Raw genomic sequence first — 18,962 nt, 5'->3', positions numbered from 1 at the left:
AAAACACGTGAAAACACTGAAGGTAGCCCTGCTTGGCTGCGGCAATGTGGGAGCCCAAGTGGCACGCATTCTGCTCGACGATGCGGCGGTGCTCGAAGACCGCGCCGGCGCTCGTCTGGAACTTGCCGGCATCGCGGTACGCAACACCGCCACCAAGCGCGATGTAGAGATTCCTGCAGAGCTTTTCACCACCGACGCGCAAACCCTGGTTGATGGCGCCGACATCGTCATTGAATTACTCGGTGGCCTGGAGCCCGCAGGCGCGCTGATTCGCCGGGCACTGACCCGTGGCGCCTCGGTGATCACCGGCAATAAGGCACTGCTAGCCGCCGATGGCGCGGAACTCAACGCGCTGGCCTTCGCCAATAACGCCCAGCTGCGTTACGAGGCCGCGGTGGCCGGGGCCATCCCGATCCTGCGTCCGATCTCTGATTCTCTCTCCGGGGATACGATCACCAAGGTCATGGGCATCGTCAATGGCACCACCAACTTCATCCTCGACGCCATGGACACCACCGGCGCCCAGTTCGGTGAGGTATTGGCCGAAGCCCAAGCATTGGGCTATGCGGAAGCCGACCCCACGGCAGATGTTGAGGGTCACGATGCCGCAGCCAAGGCAGCAATCCTTGCCTCGTTGGCCTTCCACACCAACTTCGCCTACGCGGATGTGCATTGTGAGGGGATCTCCAAGATCAGCGCGGACGATGTTGCCGCAGCCAAGGACTCAGGCATGGTCATCAAGCTGTTGGCCATCGCCGAACGCACCGACGAAGGCATCGGCGTACGCGTGCACCCCACACTGCTTCCGCGCACGCACCCACTGGCCGCGGTCCACGGAGCGTTTAACGCTGTATTTATCGAGGCCGAAAACGCCGGTGAACTGATGTTCTACGGTCGCGGCGCCGGGGGAGCCCCGACCGCCTCGGCGGTACTTGGTGACACGGTCGCCGTGGCGCGCCGCGTGGTCTCCGGCGGTCCACTGCCGGCCATCGCCAACCAGCAGGCGGTCAAGGTGCTCGATTTCGCGCGTATCGCCACCAGCTATGCCATCGGCATGCGGGTCACCGACGAATCCGGCGTGCTGGCGGCAATCACCGCGATCTTCGCGAAAAATGGTGTCTCCATCGAGACCATGCGCCAGGGCGCCAGCGCCGATGGCGCACCGGGTGTCGCCGATTTGCGCATCGTCACCCACCGCTCCATTGAATCCGCGCTTGCAGCAACCGTTGCAACCGTTGCCCACATGGATGCCGTCCAAGAAGTAATCTCTGTCCTGCGAGTTGAAGGAAACTAAGTGGCCCACCAGTGGCGCGGAGTCATCCGCGAATATGCCGATCGCCTGCCCGTTGACGAAAATACCAAGGTCATTACCCTCGGTGAGGGTGGCACCCCGTTGGTGTTCGCCCCGGCGCTGAGCGAACTGACCGGTTCAACCGTGTACCTGAAGGTCGAGGGCATGAACCCCACCGGCTCCTTCAAAGACCGCGGGATGACCATGGCGATGACCGCCGCGGTTGCCGCCGGTGCCAAGGCAGTTGTCTGTGCCTCCACCGGCAACACCTCCGCCTCCGCGGCCGCCTACGCGACCCAGGCCGGGCTCAAGTGCGCGGTGCTGGTTCCGGATGGCAAGATCTCCATGGGCAAAATGTCCCAGGCGATCGCGCACGGCGCCGACATTATCCAGATCGATGGCAACTTCGATAACTGCCTCGAGGTAGCCCGCAAGCTGAGCGAAAACTACCCGGTATTCCTTGTAAACTCGGTAAACCCGGCACGCATCGAGGGCCAGAAGACCGGTGCCTTCGAGGTCGTCGATTTCCTGGGCGATGCACCGGATTACCACGTGCTGCCGGTGGGCAACGCGGGCAACATCACCGCCTACTGGAGGGGGTACACGGAGTACGCTTCGCAGTACACCAACCAGGCCGGTGCGGTGCTGGCCCCGGTGTCCACCAAGACCCCGATCATGTGGGGCTTCCAGGCAGCCGGCGCGGCCCCCATCGTGCTGGGCCACCCGGTGACCGAACCCGACACCATTGCCACAGCCATCCGCATCGGCAACCCCGCCTCCTGGGCCAAGGCCGAGGAAGCGCGCGATGCCTCCGGCGGAATCATTGACTCGGTGACCGATGAGGAAATCCTCGCCGCACACCGCTGGCTTTCTTCCCGCGAGGGCGTCTTCGTGGAGCCGGGCTCCGCCGCGGGCGTCGCGGGCCTGATCAAGCACCATGCGGCGGGTGATGTCCCAAGCGGCAAGACCATCGTGATCACGGTGACCGGCCACGGCCTGAAGGACCCCGACTGGGCACTGAAGACCGCAGATGGCACCGACGTGGCACCGACCAAGGTCGCCTTCGACGTCGTCGCTGTCGCCGGCGCGCTCGGCCTCGCCTAAAAAATCGCTCAACATGCTTTGGTGCCCGCAATTGGTACCCAGGCATTGACGGCCAAGTAGCAACGGCCAGCATCGAACCGTGTGGCATAGCGTTTAGACATGCCACACGGTTCGGTGTCTGGCCGATACATCATCAGTAAAAAACTTGAGGGAATAACACGCGATCATGGTGATCAAACCGGTAGCCCAGAAGCAGTTGGCAAAAATCCAGCCAGGCCAGTCAATCGCCGTACACGTGCCGGCGACCACCGCTAACCTCGGGCCTGGTTTTGATGTTTTGGGCCTGGCACTTTCGGTGTGTGACACCCTCACGGTACATACCCTTGAAACCCCGGGAGTGAAGGTTGAAATTACCGGTGAGGGAGCCGCCTTCCTGCCCAAGGACGCAACCCACCTGATCGCCAAAACCATGCTTGAACGTTGGGCCGAGGCCGGCTTTGAGCCATCCGGTCTACTCATCGAAGCCACCAACAACATTCCGCACGGCCGTGGCATGGGTTCCAGCGCCGCGGCAATCGTCAGCGCGTTAGCGGCAGCCAACGCGCTGCTGCCCCACAATGCCCAGGTGGGACTCGAAGAGATCTTCCAGGCCGCGGCACGCTGGGAAGGTCACCCGGATAATGTTGCACCTGCCGTTTATGGCGGATTGACGCTGTCCTGGGTCACCGACGAGCCAAGCGCCGGTTTCGGTACCGTGCAGGGGGTCTTGCACCCGGACATTGTTCCGGTCATTGCCATCCCCGACTTCGAACTCTCCACACACGCCGCCCGCGGGCTGTTGCCGGCCAGCGTGGATCACGGCGTGGCCGCGGCCAACGGTGGCCGCGTCGGGCTGCTGATCCATTCACTGGCACACGACCCGGCCAACCTGCTGATTTCCACCCAGGACTTCTTACATCAGTCATTCCGTGCCCCGGCCATGCCGTTGAGCGCCGCGTTGATTCAAGATCTACGGGCGCAGGGATTTGCCGCGGTAGTTTCCGGTGCCGGCCCCACGGTGCTGGTGCTCTGTAATGGGCAGGATGCTGCACAACAGGTCGCCGCGGCCATCGATACTCATGCTCAAGGGCACACGCAAGCCTCGTGGCGTGTCCTGATTCCGCGTGTTGCCCCAAGCGGTGTTAGAGTAGAAGTGCTTTAGCACAAGTCTCTTAGCGGACCTGCCCAGATCTTGGGTCCGGTTCAACGCGTTTCGTGCAACCTTCAGCCGCCGCCCTTACGTGGGTGCGGATGACCGCCGCCAAACCATGCTTGGCCGACAGCTGCAAGCACCCTCACACCAACCACAAGCATCAGTTCGTCCTTCGTGATGAGCAACAGCCGCGTTGATGTGTCTCACGCACGAATCAACCGTGATGCCGATCTACCCTTGAGGTAGCCGGTGAGCGGTAATACCCTTTCTTCGCATCTGAAGCGGACAAAGGGGGGAAGTCAAACGTCGCGGATTACTCTATCGATCCGCCCGACGAGGGGGAAGGAACCTTCGTGACCGAAACCACCAGCCTAAATGCAGGCGTGGAAGAAACAAACGCAACCAAGGGCGGCGGACTCGCTGGCCTGAAACTTGCACAATTGCAGGTACTTGCGTCCCAGCTGGGTATCACCGGCGGATCACGTATGCGCAAGAGCGATCTTGTCAGCGCGATTTCAAATCACCAACGCGGCGGCTCAGTTGCCGATCGTGACGCTAAGGCCAAGGCAGAGCCCAAGGCCGAAGCCAAGGCTCCGGCTAAGGCCGCCGATAAGGCACCTGCTACCAAGGCAGCCGCCACCAAGGCACCTGCCAAGAGTGCAGCCAAGGCCGAATCCACGCAGGCACCTGCCGCTGCGGAGAAGAAGGCCCCGGTTCGTCGCACCACCAAGGCTCCGGTCAAGGCTGAAGCCACCAGCGAAGCCCCACTGGTGGCACCAGTAGCAGATGTTGCGCCGGTAGCCGAGGAAGCTGCACCGCGCCGCACCCGCTCACGTCGTGCCGAATCCACCGGTACCGCCACCGCCCCGGCAGCAATCATCGAAACCACCGAAGCCGTTGCGGCTCCGGTTGAGGATCGGGCGCCGCGCCGCAATACACGTAACCGCCGCGCAGAATCGGCAACCGTTGCACCGGCAACCGAGCAGGTAGTGCAGGCACCGGCGGCACAGAACGTTACCGAGGCTCCGGCCCAAGAGCAGGCCACGGGTACCGATGCAGAACGCACCGATTCCTCCGAGCACCGCAACGAGCGTAACGATCGCAATGACCGCCACGAGCGCAACCGCAATCGTCGCGACCGTAACCGCAATCGTCGCGATTCGCACTCGGAATCCTCCGAGAACACCGATTCGACCGAGCACACCGAGGCACCGGCCCAGCCCGAGAGGGATTCGGCTAATGCTTCGGATAACGCTTCGGATAACAACGCCGAATCCGCCTCTGAAGGCAACGAGCGCACCCGCGAAACTGCCGAAGAGCGTGCAGCTGCCCGCCGCGAACGCAACCGTGAGCGCAATGAGCGTAACCGTGAGCGTAACCGCGAACGCAACGAGGCCCGCAACTCCGAGCGCAACGACCGTGGCGATCGCCCTGAGCGCAACGACCGTAACGACCGTAACGACCGTCATGATCGCACGGACCGTAACTCGCGCAACCGCCGCAACCGCAACCAGCCGGATGTCGATGACACCGAGTTCAGCGATTCGGATGTACTGCTGCCGGTAGCCGGCATCCTTGACGTGCTGGATAACTACGCGTTCATCCGCACCACCGGTTACCTTGCCGGCCCCAACGATGTCTACGTCACGCTGAACCAGGTCAAGAAGTACAACCTGCGCAAGGGTGATGCGGTAGTCGGTGCCATTCGTGCTCCGCGCGAAAACGAGAACGCCAACACCCGTGCCAAGTTCAACGCACTGGTCAAGCTCACCGCGATCAATGGCAAGTCCCCGGAGGAGAACACCAACCGCGTTGAGTTCTCCAAGTTGACCCCGCTCTACCCGACGGATCGTCTGCGCCTGGAGACCGATCCGAAGCTGATCGGCCCACGTGTCATCGACCTGGTAGCACCGATCGGTAAGGGCCAGCGTGGCCTGATCGTTTCCCCGCCGAAGGCCGGTAAGACGCTGATCTTGCAGTCGATCGCCAATGCCATCACCATCAACAACCCAGAAGTACACCTGATGATGGTCCTGGTTGACGAGCGTCCCGAAGAAGTCACCGACATGCAGCGCACCGTCAAGGGGGAGGTTATTGCCTCGACCTTCGACCGCCCGGCAGATGACCACACCACGGTTGCCGAGCTCGCCATCGAGCGCGCCAAGCGCCTGGTGGAAATGGGCATGGACGTCGTGGTCCTGCTTGACTCGATGACCCGTCTGGGCCGTGCGTACAACCTGGCGGCTCCGGCCTCCGGTCGTATCCTCTCCGGTGGTGTCGATTCCTCGGCGCTCTACCCGCCGAAGCGCTTCTTCGGTGCTGCTCGCAACATCGAAAACGGCGGCTCGCTGACCATCCTTGCAACAGCGCTGGTGGAGACTGGGTCCAAGATGGACGAGGTCATCTTCGAAGAGTTCAAGGGCACCGGCAACATGGAGCTCCGTCTGTCCCGCAAGCTTGCGGACAAGCGCATCTTCCCGGCGGTCGACGTCAACGAGTCCGGCACCCGCCGCGAAGAGAACCTGCTCTCCCCGGACGAGGTGCGCATCATGTGGCGCCTGCGCCGCGTGCTCTCGGGCCTCGATACGCAGCAGGCACTGGAGACCCTCACGGGCAAGATCCGTGAAACCAGCTCCAACGCCGAGTTCCTGATGCTCATCAACAAGACCACGCTGGGTTCCAAGAACGACGCCTAGCTACCTTATACGCCCAGTTTCACCGTGCCCGGATTTTTCCGGTGCACAAGGTGAGGCTGGGCGTTGGTCGTTAATACCCAAAACCAATTTCAGTTCCTTACACTGGAACTAGTCGTCGTGAAGGAAGAACCAATATGTTTGAGTCAGTCCAGGGACTACTCGATGAGCACGCAGCCATTCAGGCGCAGCTCTCGGACCCCGCCGTATACCAAGACCAGGCCCTGGCCCGGAAGCTCGGCCGTCGCTCCGCTCAGCTCAACGGCATCGTCGAGGCGTACAAGCGCTGGAGCCAGATGAACGACGACCTTGAGACGGCCCGCGAAATGGCCGACGAGGATCCGGACTTTGCCGAAGAGGTCGCCACGCTTGAGGAAACACTGCCGGCCGTCGCCGAAAAGCTGCGCCGTCTACTGATCCCGCGCGACCCCAACGACGCGCGCGATGTCATCCTTGAGGTCAAGGGCGGTGAAGGCGGCGATGAGGCGGCGCTCTTCGCGGCCGACCTGCTGCGCATGTACACCCGCTACGCGGAGCACATGGGCTGGAAGGTTGAGATGATCTCCTTCAACGAGTCCGACCTCGGCGGTTACAAGGATGCGCAGGTTGCCATTAAGGGTAAGTCGAACGACCCGGCTCAGGGCGTTTACGCGCACCTGAAGTTTGAGGGCGGGGTGCACCGCGTGCAGCGCGTGCCGCAGACCGAATCTCAGGGCCGCATCCACACCTCGGCCGCTGGCGTGCTGGTGCTTCCCGAGGTTGACGAGCCCGAAGAAGTCGACATCCACGCCAATGACCTGAAGGTCGATGTGTACCGTTCCTCGGGCCCCGGTGGGCAATCGGTAAACACCACCGACTCCGCGGTGCGCGTGACCCACATTCCTACCGGCATCGTGGTTGCCATGCAGAACGAAAAGTCGCAGATCCAGAACCGTGAAGCGGCAATGCGCGTGCTGCGCTCGCGTTTGCTGGCTCACCAGCAGGCCATCATCGACGCGGAAAACTCCGATATCCGCAAGTCACAGGTGCGTACCATGGACCGCTCAGAGCGCATCCGCACCTACAATTACCCGGAAAACCGTATTGCCGATCACCGCACCGGCTACAAGGCCTACAATCTTGACGCCGTGATGAACGGCGAACTTGAGCCGCTGATCACCTCCTGCATCGAGCTCGATGAGAAGCAGCGTCTGGACGCCATCGGCGGGGACAAGGACTAAGACGCACGATGACGTACAAAGGTTTCGGCCAACCCCTGGGCCAGGTGTTGGCCGATGCCGCTGCACGGTTAGCGGCCGCCGGGGTTCCGACCCCGATGGTCGACGCCGAGCTCCTGGCGGCTCACGTATTGGGCGTATCTCGCGGCAGGCTCACCATGCTGCAACTCATGGGTGAATCCTTCGGTGCCGAACATGGCCCGGAATTTGAGCGGCTCATCGCGGCCAGGGTGACCCGGTTGCCGTTGCAACACCTGACCGGCATCGCCCATTTCCGTTATCTTGATCTGGCGGTGGGTCCCGGGGTGTTTGTGCCGCGTCCGGAAACCGAGACGGTGGTGCAGCTGGCACTGGATTTTGCTGCACCGCTGCAGCGCCCGCTCATGGTGGATCTGGGGACCGGATCCGGTGCCATCGCCGGCTCGCTGGCCCATGAGAACACCACGGCACGGGTGTATGCGGTTGAACTTTCCGATGATGCCTACCCGTATTCACGCAAAAACCTCGAACCGCTGGGCGTCACCCTGGTACACGGGGATATGCGTGAGGCCTTCGGCGAGCTGAACGGCTCCTGCGATGTGGTTGTCTCAAATCCGCCGTATATTCCGGCAAATGCCGTTCCGCGTGAACCCGAGGCCCGGGAGCACGACCCACACATGGCACTGTATGGGGGAGGAGCCGATGGGATGATCATGCCGCGTGCCGCAGAGGCCACCGCGGCACGGTTGTTGCGCCCCGGCGGCTTCTTCGTGATGGAACACGCGGAAGTTCAGGCGGCACAAATGCGCAAGATGTTCCAAGAGTCCGGTGCGTGGGAAAATATCACCACAAACCTCGATCTGACCGGACGCGATCGATCAACAAGCGCCATCCGCCGCGGCTAAGAGAGCCGCGGCCAGCGCGTACGCGATCTCATCGACCGGCCACGGAGCACCTATAGCGCCCAGAATGGCCCTTACACATGGAAGAATGGACAGCGTGACTTCACGTTTTGATGCTAACGACCCAGCGACTCGGACCACCGGACTCCAGGCCGCCCAGGGTGCAATCTCCGCCCAACGCTGCATCGTCATGCCCACCGACACGGTGTATGGCATTGCCGCCGACGCATTTTCGGCCCAGGCTGTCTCCACCTTGCTGGCGAGTAAGGGCCGCGGACGGAACATGCCACCACCGGTGCTGATTCCCTCGGTGCAGACCATGGATGGGCTTGCCATCGATGTTCCGGCATCGGCGCGCGCGCTTGCCGATGAGTTCTGGCCCGGAGCACTGACCCTGATCCTGCATGCCCAGCCCTCGTTGACCTGGGATTTGGGCGAGACTCGAGGCACGGTTGCCTTACGGGTTCCCGATGATGAGGTGGCCCTGGAATTACTTGCGTTGACCGGACCGTTGGCTGTTTCCTCGGCAAATCGCACGGGTCAGCCCGCGGCAAGCACCGCCCAGCAGGCCTTTGACCAGCTCGGCGAGTCGGTCGAGGTCTATCTTGAGGCCGGGCCCCGTCCCGTGGCCGGCGGCCAAACGCTCAGCTCAACAATTATTGACTGCACGCTTACCCCGCCCCGCGTGGTCCGTGTCGGTGCGCTGGGTATTGAACAATTGCGTGAAATCGCACCCGAGATACTAGATATTAACGATGCGTCAAGTGACGATGCGTCTAACGGTGAAGGACCCGTTGCCCCGGCCGATGCGCAGGCACCTAACGATGCGCAGCCCGCAGCAACGCCGAGCGTCGAAGATATTGCGCCTAACCTTGAGTCGCATGACGCCGATGCGACAGACGCAGCTGATGAAGCAACGGCTGCAAACAAAGCCGCGGGTACCAACGCCACCTCATGAGAATTTATCTCCTGCTGATCGGGGTCGCTTTTGTGACCTCGTATCTGCTCACCCCGCTGATACGCCCCATTGGCGTGAGGTTTTTACCTCAGGACAATGTTCGCGATCGCGATATGCACAAGGTGCCAACACCCAAGCTCGGTGGGGTTGCAATTGTAGGTGCCGTTTATTTGGGCCTCGGCATGGCCAGCCAGATCCCCTTCTTCGATGGGATCTTCAAGAATCCCGAACCGATTCGCGGTGTGGCGCTTGCTCTTGCGCTCATCGTCGTCATGGGTGTGATTGACGATCTGTTCGACATGAAGTGGTGGCTCAAATTTATTGGGCAAACGTTTATCGGGCTGATCATTGCCGGACATGGCATCGTGATCAAGGCCTTGCCGGTGGGAAGCGTCCACTTTGATTCGCACGCCGTGCAAATTGGTATCACGGTAGTGCTGGTGGTGCTGATCATGAATGCCATTAACTTTATGGATGGGCTCGATGGGCTGGCCGCCGGAGTCTCGGCGATAGGTGCAGCCACCTTCTTTGTATACAGCTACATGCTTGCCACCCGGGTCAGCGCCGAAGACTACTCGAATTTCTCTGCAATGCTCTGCGCACTTCTCCTGGGCGCGACGTTGGGCTTCTTGCCACATAACTTCAATCCCGCATCGATCTTCATGGGGGAGACAGGTGTGCTGGCCATCGGCATGCTGATGGCTACCGCCTCTATAGCAGTCACCGGGGATGTGCTCGGCGAGGATGCCTTCCGCTTCCGTAACGTCCCGGCCTACATGCCAGTCATCTTGCCGGCGGCCGTCATCTTGTTGCCACTCTTGGATTTGGGGCTTTCGGTGATCCGCCGGCTCTCACGTGGCCAGTCACCATTCGCAGCAGATCAGGGCCACATGCATCACCTAATGGTCAAGGGTGGACACAGCGTGCAAAAGAGTGTCATCTTGATGTACTTGTGGTCGGCACTATGCGCCACCGGCGTTGTTGCCTTCGGTTTCCTTGACCGCGCAATCTTCGTTCCCATCTATTCAGTAGCACTCATTGTTGTGGGGTTCATCACGTGGGGGCCGACGGTGCGGCACCGCATCGAGCAGTTCAATGCGGAGCGCGCCAGAGGCCGTTCGAGTTCTTGAACCACTCAGGGCACCCCGGGTCGTGACCCCGTTCTATCTCGTGTAGAATTCAAGAGGCTTCCGCCATGGAGGTCAACCCCATCACAAACTTTGCGGCGCAGTACCCCCTGCGCCAAAGCACTGTATACACAGGGAACAGGATGCAGATGACCAAGCCGGTGCGCGGCTCAAAGGCCAACGGTGCGCTTGTCGCCTCGTCGGCTCCGCGTTCCCCATGGATGGGCATCCTGAAGACCTGCACCACCTACACGGTTGGCGCGGGAATACTTGCTTCCCTGGCAGCGTGGCCCCTCTTGGGTACGCAGATCGCCGGATCCATCGCCTTTGCCACAGCAATAGTCGTGTTCTTCTTCGGAATTAGCTTGCTGATTGCCGAGGGTGCCGGCCGCATCGATAGCTCGTGGGCTCTTCCCGCGTTCTTGTTCACCTACGTGGTCAAGATCTTTGGAATGGGCTTCCTCGTGCTGCTTTCGGGGCTACCTGACTGGGTGCACCGACCAACGTTTATGTACGGTGCCATCGGCGCACTTGTACTCTGGCAGATCGGGGAGATACGCGCCTTTTCTAAGGCGCGGCTCCCGGTATTTGCCGATGAAGATCCAAGCCAGTCCGGAGGTGCGCGAAAGTAACATGGAACCTGACGCACAACACCCCGACAAACTGTCTCACGAACGCCCGGTGCGCGAGTCAATCAACTACATGATTGGCGGGCTCATCGCCTGGGGTTTGATAGGCTGGGGTTTGGATCTTTTACTGGACACCCGATGGCTACTAATCGTTGGTGCCCTTCTTGGTGCAATCGCTGGTTTCTTTCTGGCGCGGCATCATCAGCGGCGCCGAAGCCGCGAGGACACCTCCACATGAGATCGACCACCAGAACTTCACCCGGTGAACGGCGCCCTGCGCCAAATCACCGACTTTGCCCCATGACCGAAACTGCAGAGAGGACAGCGCGTTGACCGCGTTTGCGCTTCCGACGGCCTCAGAACCCTACGTACCGCCAACCATTAGCGATACCCACCTTCCAGAAGTCCTTCCCTGGATGGCTGAGTACGGTACCGGTTTTGGTAAGCAGATGATCATGATCATCCTGTCGATCATTTTGATCACGTGGTTCTTCAAGGCCGCTATCAAGAACCCGAAGTTGGTCCCGGGCAAGACTCAGTTCCTTGCCGAGAGCGCCTACGGGTTCGTACGTAACTCCATTGGCCGCGACATCATTGGCGAAAAGAACTTCCGCCCCTGGGTGCCGTTGCTCTTCGCTACCTTCTTCTTCGTCCTGCTGAACAACCTGTTCGGGATTATCCCGTTCCTTCAGATTCCTTCCTTCTCCCATGCAGGCTCGGCCTATGCAATGGCCCTGATCATCTACGGCACCTGGATTGCCGTAGGCGTGAAGAATCACGGTATTCGCTACTTCAAGCTCGCAGTTGTTCCTTCCGGTGTTCCGGGCTGGATCATGCCGCTGATGGTGCCGTTGGAAATCATCTCGAACTTCCTCGTTCGCCCGCTGACGCACTCACTGCGTTTGATGGCAACCATGCTTTCGGGCCACATCATCGTCATGCTTGCTGCTACTGGTGCTCGTCACCTGATTGTGGTGCAGGAATCCCTGGCCATGAACAGCATCGGTGTGCTGGTGATCGTTGGCTCCGTAGCAATGTACTTCCTTGAACTTTTGATCATGGTCCTGCAGGCGTTCGTCTTCGCCCTGCTGACCGCCATCTACATCCAGGGTGCCCTGGATGCAGACGCTCACTAAGTAAGAGCAAAACCCCCAAATACTTCCCCTTCAAAAAGGGAATGACCTCACAACCTGCCGACAAAGTGTCGGTATCTTGAAAGGAACGAAATGGAACTCCACGGCTCCCTCAACATGATCGGCTACGGCCTGGCTGCTATCGGTTCGGCCATCGGCGTGGGCATGATCTTCGCTGCCTACATCAACGGCGTTGCACGCCAGCCAGAAGCAGGCCGCATCTTGCAGCCAATCGCCATGCTTGGCTTCGCCCTTGCAGAAGCACTGGCCATCCTGGGCTTGGTCTTCGCCTTCGTCGTCGGCGCTTAGTTTCCCTTGGTAGTGGCCCTGCCACTGTCGCAGGGCTATTGCAATTGGAAACCTAAGAGATAAGGAAGAGTGAGAATGATCAGCAACGAATTGATCCTCGCTGCAGGTGCGGGCGCAAACCCGCTGCTTCCGAACCCGTGGGAAATTCTTGTCACCGCTGCAGGCTTCGCTGTCCTGCTGTTCATCGTGGTCAAGAAGATTGCCCCGGCATTCGAGAAGTCCTACCAGGACCGTGTCACGGCCATCGAGGGTGGACTTGAGAAGGCAGAGGCCGCACAGGCCGAAGCCGACGCCATCCTGGCTCAGTACAAGGCACAGCTGCTGGAAGCACGCACCGAAGCCAACAACATCCGTGAAGATGCACGCACCGAAGGTGCCCAGATCCTTGCGGAATTGAAGGCCAAGGCAGCAGACGAGTCGGCTCGCATTACCGAGCAGGCACACCGCGCCATCGAAGCCGAGCGCGTTGCAGCAGTTACCTCGCTGCGCGCCGAGGTTGGAACGCTGGCAACATCACTGGCCAGCAAGATCGTCGATGACGCTCTTGAGAACGACGAGCGCGCTTCCCGCGTGGTCGATAAGTTCCTGTCCGATCTGGAAAACCAGCAGAACGCAGGTGCATCGAACTAATGGCAGGTGTATCGAGCGAGTCACTCGCCGCGGCGCTGGCGTCGTTGGAAACCAAGCTTGCACACGCGTCCTTGGAATTGTCCTCACAGCTATTCGATGTCCTTTCGGTCGTCGATAGTAATGCAGGCCTACGTCGCGCACTGACTGATCCCGCACGCGGGGCAACTGAGAAGGCCGGGCTTGTAACCCAGCTCTTCGGCGGAAAGGTTTCGGCCGACGCCGAGGCTACCGTCGCATCGCTTGCCACCTCGCGTTGGAGCTCGGCACGAGACATTGGCGATGCATTGGAGACCGTTGCTGCTCACGCGGCAATCATGGTCGCCGAGCGTGATGGCGGTTCCGCTGGCCTGGAGAGGCTCGAAGAAGACCTCTTCGCGTTCATCCGTGTTGTTGAGTCCAGTCATGATCTGCAGCGTGCACTTGATGATGCTCAGGCAACGACGGAAGCCAAAAGCGCTCTGGCGCTGAAGCTTGTCCCGAATGCCAGTGACGCATCTGCACTGCTGATCCGCCAGGCCGTCGCTTCACCGCGCGGGCTCAAGCCCGTTGCACTCGTGGAGCGCTTCGTGGAATTGGTGGCTAAGCGTCAGGATCGCTGGATTGCCCAGGTAAGCGTCACTCGTGCCCTTACCGCGCAGCAATTCACGCGCCTGCAGGCAGGCCTGAATAACCTTTACGGTCGAGACTTGAAAATCAACATCAACATCGACCCTGAACTAGTCGGCGGTATCCGCGTGAAGGTAGGCGATGAAGTGGTTGACGCTTCGATCGCTACCCGCGTGTCGGATCTTCGCCGCCAGTTGGCAGGCTAGGTAGACCCCCTAAAAGGGTCTGCCTGCCAGCCAGTCACCATAGACTGAATCAATTTTCGGTTACCGCACACGATAGAACCGCGGTAATCACAACTTAGGAGAGCAGGGACTGCAGATGGCCGATTTGACCATCAACGCCGACGACGTCCGCAATGCCTTGAATGAGTTCGCAGCGTCCTACGAACCGGGCAAAGCAGAGCGCACCGAGGTCGGCCGCGTAACCACGGCAAGTGACGGTATCGCCAAGGTGGAGGGTCTTCCCTCCGTCATGGCAAATGAGCTGCTTCGCTTCGAAGACGGCACCCTGGGCCTGGCCCAGAACCTTGACACCCGCGATATTGGTGTTGTTGTCCTTGGCGACTTCACCGGCATCGAAGAAGGCCAGCGCGTAGAGCGCACCGGCGAGATCCTCTCGGTTCCGGTGGGCGACGCCTTCCTGGGTCGCGTTGTTGACCCGCTGGGCGAGCCAATTGATGACCTGGGTCCGATTGCTGCCACCGGACGTCGCGCACTGGAAGCTCAGGCTCCAGGCGTGACCGAGCGTAAGTCGGTTCACGAACCGCTGCAGACCGGTATGAAGGCCATCGACGCGATGATCCCGATCGGCCGTGGCCAGCGTCAGCTGATCATTGGTGACCGTCAGACCGGTAAGACCGCTCTGGCCGTGGATGCAATCATCAACCAGAAGGCCAACTGGGCCTCGGGTGACACCAACAAGCAGGTTCGCTGCATCTACGTAGCAATTGGTCAGAAGGCTTCGACCATTGCTGCGGTGCGCCAGACCCTTGAAGATCACGGTGCACTCGAATACACCACCATCGTTGCCTCACCGGCATCTGACCCGGCTGGTTTCAAGTACCTGGCACCGTACGCCGGCTCGGCCATTGGCCAGCAGTGGATGTACGACGGCAAGCACGTTCTGATCGTCTTTGATGATCTGTCCAAGCAGGCCGAAGCCTACCGCGCTGTTTCCCTGCTGCTGCGCCGTCCGCCAGGACGCGAAGCATACCCGGGCGACGTGTTCTACTTGCACTCCCGCTTGCTCGAACGTTGTGCCAAGCTCTCCGACGAGCTCGGTGCAGGCTCGATGACCGGTCTGCCGATCATCGAAACCAAGGCAAACGACGTCTCGGCCTTCATTCCGACCAACGTCATCTCGATTACCGATGGTCAGATCTTCTTGCAGTCCGACCTCTTCAACGCCAACCAGCGTCCAGCTGTTGACGTGGGTGTATCGGTGTCCCGCGTGGGCGGTTCGGCACAGATCAAGGCCATGAAGAAGGTTGCCGGTACCTTGAAGCTTGAATTGGCTCAGTACCGCGACATGCAGGCATTCGCCATGTTCGCCTCGGACCTTGATGCCGCTTCCAAGCAGCAGCTGACCCGTGGTGCACGCCTGATGGAACTGCTCAAGCAGGGACAGTACGCACCGTTCCCGGTTGAGAACCAGGTTGTTTCCGTGTGGGCCGGTACCAACGGCTACCTGGACGACGTCCCGGTTGAAGACGTTCGCCGCTTCGAAACAGGCTTCCTTGAGCACTTGCGTCACCGCACCTCGGTGCTGACGGTAATTGCTGAAACCGGCAAGCTCGAAGACGAAACCGTCGAATCGCTCAAGTCGAACATCGCCTCCTTCAAGGCCGGCTTCTTCGGTGAGGGTGACGACCAGCTCGTCGCCGCAGGCCGCGAAGAATTCGCAGCCTTGGCTGAAGAGTCCGTCGACCAGGAAAAGATCGTCAAGCAAAAGCGCTGACATCACCTTTGAGTAAGGGTTGCCGCGCCGCCAAGCGCGGCGCGGCAACCCCTACAAAGGGATAAGGAAAGGACAAACATGGGAGCCCAGATTCGGGTCTACCGCCAGAAGATTGCATCGACAACGTCGATGGGCAAGATCTTCAAGGCGATGGAACTGATCGCTACTTCCCGTATTGGCAAGGCACGTGCGCGTGTCTCGGCATCGCTGCCGTACGCCAATGCGATTACCCGTGCTGTTACTGCCGTCGCGTCACAGTCCGAGATCGATCACCCACTGACCACCGAGCCGGAATCAATCCGTCGCGCGGCAGTGCTGGTCATGACCTCGGACCGCGGACTCGCCGGGTCCTACTCCGCCAGCGTCTTGAAGCAGGCAGAGCACCTCGTTGAATTGCTCCGTGAAGAAGGCAAGGACGTCAAGACCTACCTGGTCGGCCGCAAGGCTCAGGCGTACTTTGAATTCCGCGGACGCGATTACGCGAAGGTGTGGACCGGTGGAACCGACGCCCCGGAGTTTGAAACCGCACGCGAGCTTGGCCAGGTCCTGCTCAAGGACTTTGCCGATGATTTTGAAGTGGGCGGCGTGGATGAAATCCATGTTGTTTACACCCAGTTCAAGTCGATGGTCGTTCAGGAACCGACGGTCATTCGTTTGCTGCCGCTTGAGGTCGTCGAACAGGAAGAAGAAACTCCTGCCGATGAGCTGCTGCCGCTCTACGAATACGAGCCGGAACCGGAGCAGGTGCTTGATGCACTGCTTCCGCGGTACATCGAGTCACGTATCTTCAACGCTATGTTGCAGGCAGCGGCTTCCGAGCTCGCAGCACGCCAGCGCGCCATGAAGACCGCTGGTGATAACGCCAACGAGCTCATCAAGAAGTACACGCGTCTTCGTAACAACGCCCGCCAGGCCGAGGTTACCCAGGAACTCTCCGAAATTGTTGCCGGCGCTGACGCGCTGAACGGCTAATTTCAGAGTTTTCCCACACACTTACATCCACGCCATCTACACAAATGAAGTGAGAGAGAGATGACTGCCCAACTTAACGAGCAGGGTACCGCTGCTTCGACCGGTGCATCCGGTCGTATCGCACGCGTTATCGGCCCGGTTGTCGACGTCGAATTCCCCGCCGACTCCCTGCCTGCAATTTACAATGCGTTGACCGCTGAGCTGACCCTCAACGGCGTAACCAAGACCATCACCTTCGAAACCAGCCAGCACCTCGGTGACTCAATGGTTCGTGCAATCGCACTGCAGGCAACCGACGGACTTGTCCGCGGTGCCTCGGTGCTCGATTCTGGTTCCGCGATTTCCGTACCCGTCGGCAACGTCGTCAAGGGTCACATCTTCAACGTCTTGGGCGAACCGCTCGACGTTGCAGCTTCGGAACTCGAAATCACCGAGCGCTGGCCAATCCACCGCAAGGCCCCGAGCTTCGCGAGCCTCGAAGGCTCGACCGAAATGCTCGAGACCGGCATCAAGTCGATTGACCTTCTGACCCCCTACATCAAGGGCGGTAAGATTGGTCTGTTCGGCGGTGCAGGCGTGGGTAAGACGGTTCTGATCCAGGAAATGATCACCCGTGTTGCACGTAACTTCGGTGGTACCTCGGTATTCGCCGGTGTTGGCGAGCGCACCCGTGAAGGTAATGACCTCTGGGTCGAAATGGAAGAAGCCAACGTTCTGAAGGACACCGCACTGGTGTTCGGTCAGATGGATGAGCCGCCAGGAACCCGTCTGCGCGTTGCACTCTCGGCGCTGACCATGGCGGAATACTTCCGCGATGTGCAGAACCAGGACGTGTTGCTCTTCATCGACAACATCTTCCGCTTCACCCAGGCCGGCTCGGAAGTTTCGACCCTGCTGGGTCGTATGCCTTCCGCAGTGGGCTACCAGCCGAACCTTGCCGACGAGATGGGCCTCCTGCAGGAGCGCATCACCTCGACCAAGGGCCACTCGATCACCTCGATGCAGGCCGTTTACGTGCCTGCCGATGACTACACCGACCCGGCCCCGGCAGCGACCTTCGCCCACTTGGACGCGACCACGGAACTTTCCCGTGAAATCGCTTCCCGTGGTCTGTACCCGGCCATCGATCCGCTGACTTCAACCTCGCGTATCCTTGACCCGCAGTACGTTGGTCACGACCACTACAACACCGCGGTGCGCGTCAAGCAGATCCTTCAGAAGAACAAGGAACTGCAGGACATCATCGCCATCCTCGGTGTTGACGAACTGTCCGAAGAAGACAAGATTGTTGTATCGCGCGCACGTCGCATCCAGCAGTTCCTGTCCCAGAACACCTACACTGCTAAGCAGTTCACCGGTGTCGAGGGTTCGACGGTTGCCATCAAGGACACCATCGAAGGCTTCAACGCGATCTGCAACGGCGACGTTGACCACATCGCCGAACAGGCATTCTTCAACATTGGCGGCATGGACGATGTCGAACGCCAGTGGGCCAAGATCCAGGAATCGACCAAGTAATCATGGCCGAACTCCAAGTCGAAATTGTTGCAGCCGATCACTTCGTGTGGTCCGGTGCGGCAAAACTGGTCAAGGGACGTTCCAGCGAGGGTGAGATCGGGATCCTTCCCGGTCACAGCCCGATGTTGGCCGTGCTTGCTGCCGGGGACATGGAAATCGATCCGGTTTCCGGCTCCCGGTTCACCGTCCAGGTTGACGGCGGGTTCTTCTCCGTTGATGCCAACCGTGTGGTGATCGTTGCCGATAACGCCGTCATGGCGGAATCAGCCCCGGCGGGAACTCGATAGTCCTGCCTTGAACGAACTCGGCATTCCCGTACTCATCGTTCTGGCACTCTTGGTGCTGGTAGTGATGTTTTTGGGTGCCATGGGAGTGCGCCGTATTCAGTTACGGCGCACTCTTGGCACTTTCGACGGTTCCATCTCCACGACCCCCGGGAAGTGGATGATGGTTATCGCTCGTTATGGTCCCGGAGAGCTTGAGTTTCTCAAGCTCTTTTCCGTTTCCCCAATTCCGGTGCACAAGTTCTTGCGTTCCTCCATTGAGATCAATGGCTGGCGTAAGCCGGAAGACACTGAAAAGCACCTGGTGCAGCCCGGAAATGTCATCGTGCTGATGACGTACGAGGGCCGAGAAATACGCCTTGCCATGGACTATGAGACCTACAACGGTCTCTCGGCCTGGCTGGAGGCCGGACCCGTAGCGGGTGTCGGCACCTGGCGGCAAGACTAAGCACAACCAAGTTTCACAGCAAAAAGCAGTGGGTCGGGATGATTTTATTCATCCCGACCCACTGCTTTTGT

19 protein-coding genes are annotated in these 18,962 nt (G+C 60.1%); all 19 read left to right on the top strand.

The window, feature by feature from the left end; all coding sequences use genetic code 11:
• The first annotated feature begins 7 nt into the window (after positions 1–7).
• Positions 8–1,294, top strand: coding sequence for a homoserine dehydrogenase (locus CQ018_RS19195; RefSeq protein WP_105551621.1), 1,287 nt, complete (start codon positions 8–10; stop codon positions 1,292–1,294).
• Positions 1,295–2,395 carry a threonine synthase gene (gene thrC / locus CQ018_RS19190; RefSeq protein ID WP_105551620.1) on the top strand — a complete coding sequence of 367 codons (1,101 nt, stop codon included), beginning with the start codon at positions 1,295–1,297 and terminating at the stop codon, positions 2,393–2,395.
• A gap of 166 nt (positions 2,396–2,561) precedes the next feature.
• Positions 2,562–3,536, top strand: a complete 975-nt coding sequence (gene thrB / locus CQ018_RS19185) for a homoserine kinase (protein WP_105551619.1) — start codon at positions 2,562–2,564, stop codon at positions 3,534–3,536.
• Positions 3,537–3,880: 344 nt separating this feature from the next.
• Positions 3,881–6,223 (top strand): transcription termination factor Rho, encoded by a 2,343-nt coding sequence (gene rho, locus CQ018_RS19180; protein ID WP_105551618.1) that lies wholly within the window; start codon positions 3,881–3,883, stop codon positions 6,221–6,223.
• A gap of 134 nt (positions 6,224–6,357) precedes the next feature.
• Positions 6,358–7,440, top strand: a complete 1,083-nt coding sequence (gene prfA / locus CQ018_RS19175; RefSeq protein WP_105551617.1) for a peptide chain release factor 1 — start codon at positions 6,358–6,360, stop codon at positions 7,438–7,440.
• Positions 7,441–7,448: 8 nt separating this feature from the next.
• A complete protein-coding gene (prmC, locus tag CQ018_RS19170) occupies positions 7,449–8,321 on the top strand; it encodes a peptide chain release factor N(5)-glutamine methyltransferase (RefSeq protein WP_105551616.1) in 873 nt (290 codons plus the stop codon).
• An 85-nt stretch (positions 8,322–8,406) separates the two neighbouring features.
• Positions 8,407–9,276, top strand: coding sequence for an L-threonylcarbamoyladenylate synthase (locus CQ018_RS19165; RefSeq protein ID WP_105551615.1), 870 nt, complete (start codon positions 8,407–8,409; stop codon positions 9,274–9,276).
• Complete coding sequence (locus CQ018_RS19160) at positions 9,273–10,406, top strand: MraY family glycosyltransferase (protein ID WP_105551614.1); 1,134 nt, start codon at positions 9,273–9,275, stop codon at positions 10,404–10,406. The genes CQ018_RS19165 and CQ018_RS19160 overlap by 4 nt, the downstream gene beginning before the upstream one ends.
• Before the next feature lie 65 nt (positions 10,407–10,471).
• Positions 10,472–11,035: a hypothetical protein gene (locus tag CQ018_RS19155; protein ID WP_105551613.1), complete on the top strand. Its 564-nt coding sequence runs from the start codon at positions 10,472–10,474 to the stop codon at positions 11,033–11,035.
• A 1-nt stretch (position 11,036) separates the two neighbouring features.
• On the top strand, positions 11,037–11,270 hold the full coding sequence (locus CQ018_RS19150) for an AtpZ/AtpI family protein (RefSeq protein WP_105551612.1): 234 nt from the start codon (positions 11,037–11,039) through the stop codon (positions 11,268–11,270).
• A gap of 91 nt (positions 11,271–11,361) precedes the next feature.
• Positions 11,362–12,168 (top strand): F0F1 ATP synthase subunit A, encoded by an 807-nt coding sequence (gene atpB / locus CQ018_RS19145; protein ID WP_105551611.1) that lies wholly within the window; start codon positions 11,362–11,364, stop codon positions 12,166–12,168.
• Between the two features lie 90 nt (positions 12,169–12,258).
• Positions 12,259–12,474 carry an ATP synthase F0 subunit C gene (locus CQ018_RS19140; RefSeq protein WP_105551610.1) on the top strand — a complete coding sequence of 72 codons (216 nt, stop codon included), beginning with the start codon at positions 12,259–12,261 and terminating at the stop codon, positions 12,472–12,474.
• A 75-nt stretch (positions 12,475–12,549) separates the two neighbouring features.
• Entirely contained in the window at positions 12,550–13,104 is a 555-nt protein-coding gene (locus CQ018_RS19135) for a F0F1 ATP synthase subunit B (protein ID WP_105551609.1), read from the top strand.
• A complete protein-coding gene (locus CQ018_RS19130; RefSeq protein ID WP_105551608.1) occupies positions 13,104–13,916 on the top strand; it encodes a F0F1 ATP synthase subunit delta in 813 nt (270 codons plus the stop codon). Before CQ018_RS19135 ends, CQ018_RS19130 begins: the two co-directional genes overlap by 1 nt.
• 115 nt (positions 13,917–14,031) lie before the next feature.
• Positions 14,032–15,669, top strand: coding sequence for a F0F1 ATP synthase subunit alpha (gene atpA / locus CQ018_RS19125; RefSeq protein WP_105551607.1), 1,638 nt, complete (start codon positions 14,032–14,034; stop codon positions 15,667–15,669).
• 78 nt (positions 15,670–15,747) lie between these two features.
• Positions 15,748–16,641 carry a F0F1 ATP synthase subunit gamma gene (locus CQ018_RS19120; RefSeq protein ID WP_105551606.1) on the top strand — a complete coding sequence of 298 codons (894 nt, stop codon included), beginning with the start codon at positions 15,748–15,750 and terminating at the stop codon, positions 16,639–16,641.
• A gap of 60 nt (positions 16,642–16,701) precedes the next feature.
• The gene (gene atpD, locus CQ018_RS19115; protein ID WP_105551605.1) at positions 16,702–18,159 is read left to right on the top strand and encodes a F0F1 ATP synthase subunit beta; all 1,458 of its coding nucleotides are present in this window, start codon (positions 16,702–16,704) and stop codon (positions 18,157–18,159) included.
• Positions 18,160–18,161: 2 nt separating this feature from the next.
• On the top strand, positions 18,162–18,446 hold the full coding sequence (locus tag CQ018_RS19110) for a F0F1 ATP synthase subunit epsilon (RefSeq protein ID WP_105551604.1): 285 nt from the start codon (positions 18,162–18,164) through the stop codon (positions 18,444–18,446).
• A 7-nt stretch (positions 18,447–18,453) separates the two neighbouring features.
• The gene (locus CQ018_RS19105; protein WP_258142772.1) at positions 18,454–18,891 is read left to right on the top strand and encodes a DUF2550 domain-containing protein; all 438 of its coding nucleotides are present in this window, start codon (positions 18,454–18,456) and stop codon (positions 18,889–18,891) included.
• Positions 18,892–18,962 lie beyond the last annotated feature (71 nt).

It is taken from the genome of Arthrobacter sp. MYb227 (assembly GCF_002975435.1).
Classification (GTDB): domain Bacteria; phylum Actinomycetota; class Actinomycetes; order Actinomycetales; family Micrococcaceae; genus Paeniglutamicibacter.
The sequence above is the reverse complement of the archived record's forward strand: the minus strand, read 5'-3'. Positions and strand labels throughout refer to the sequence as shown.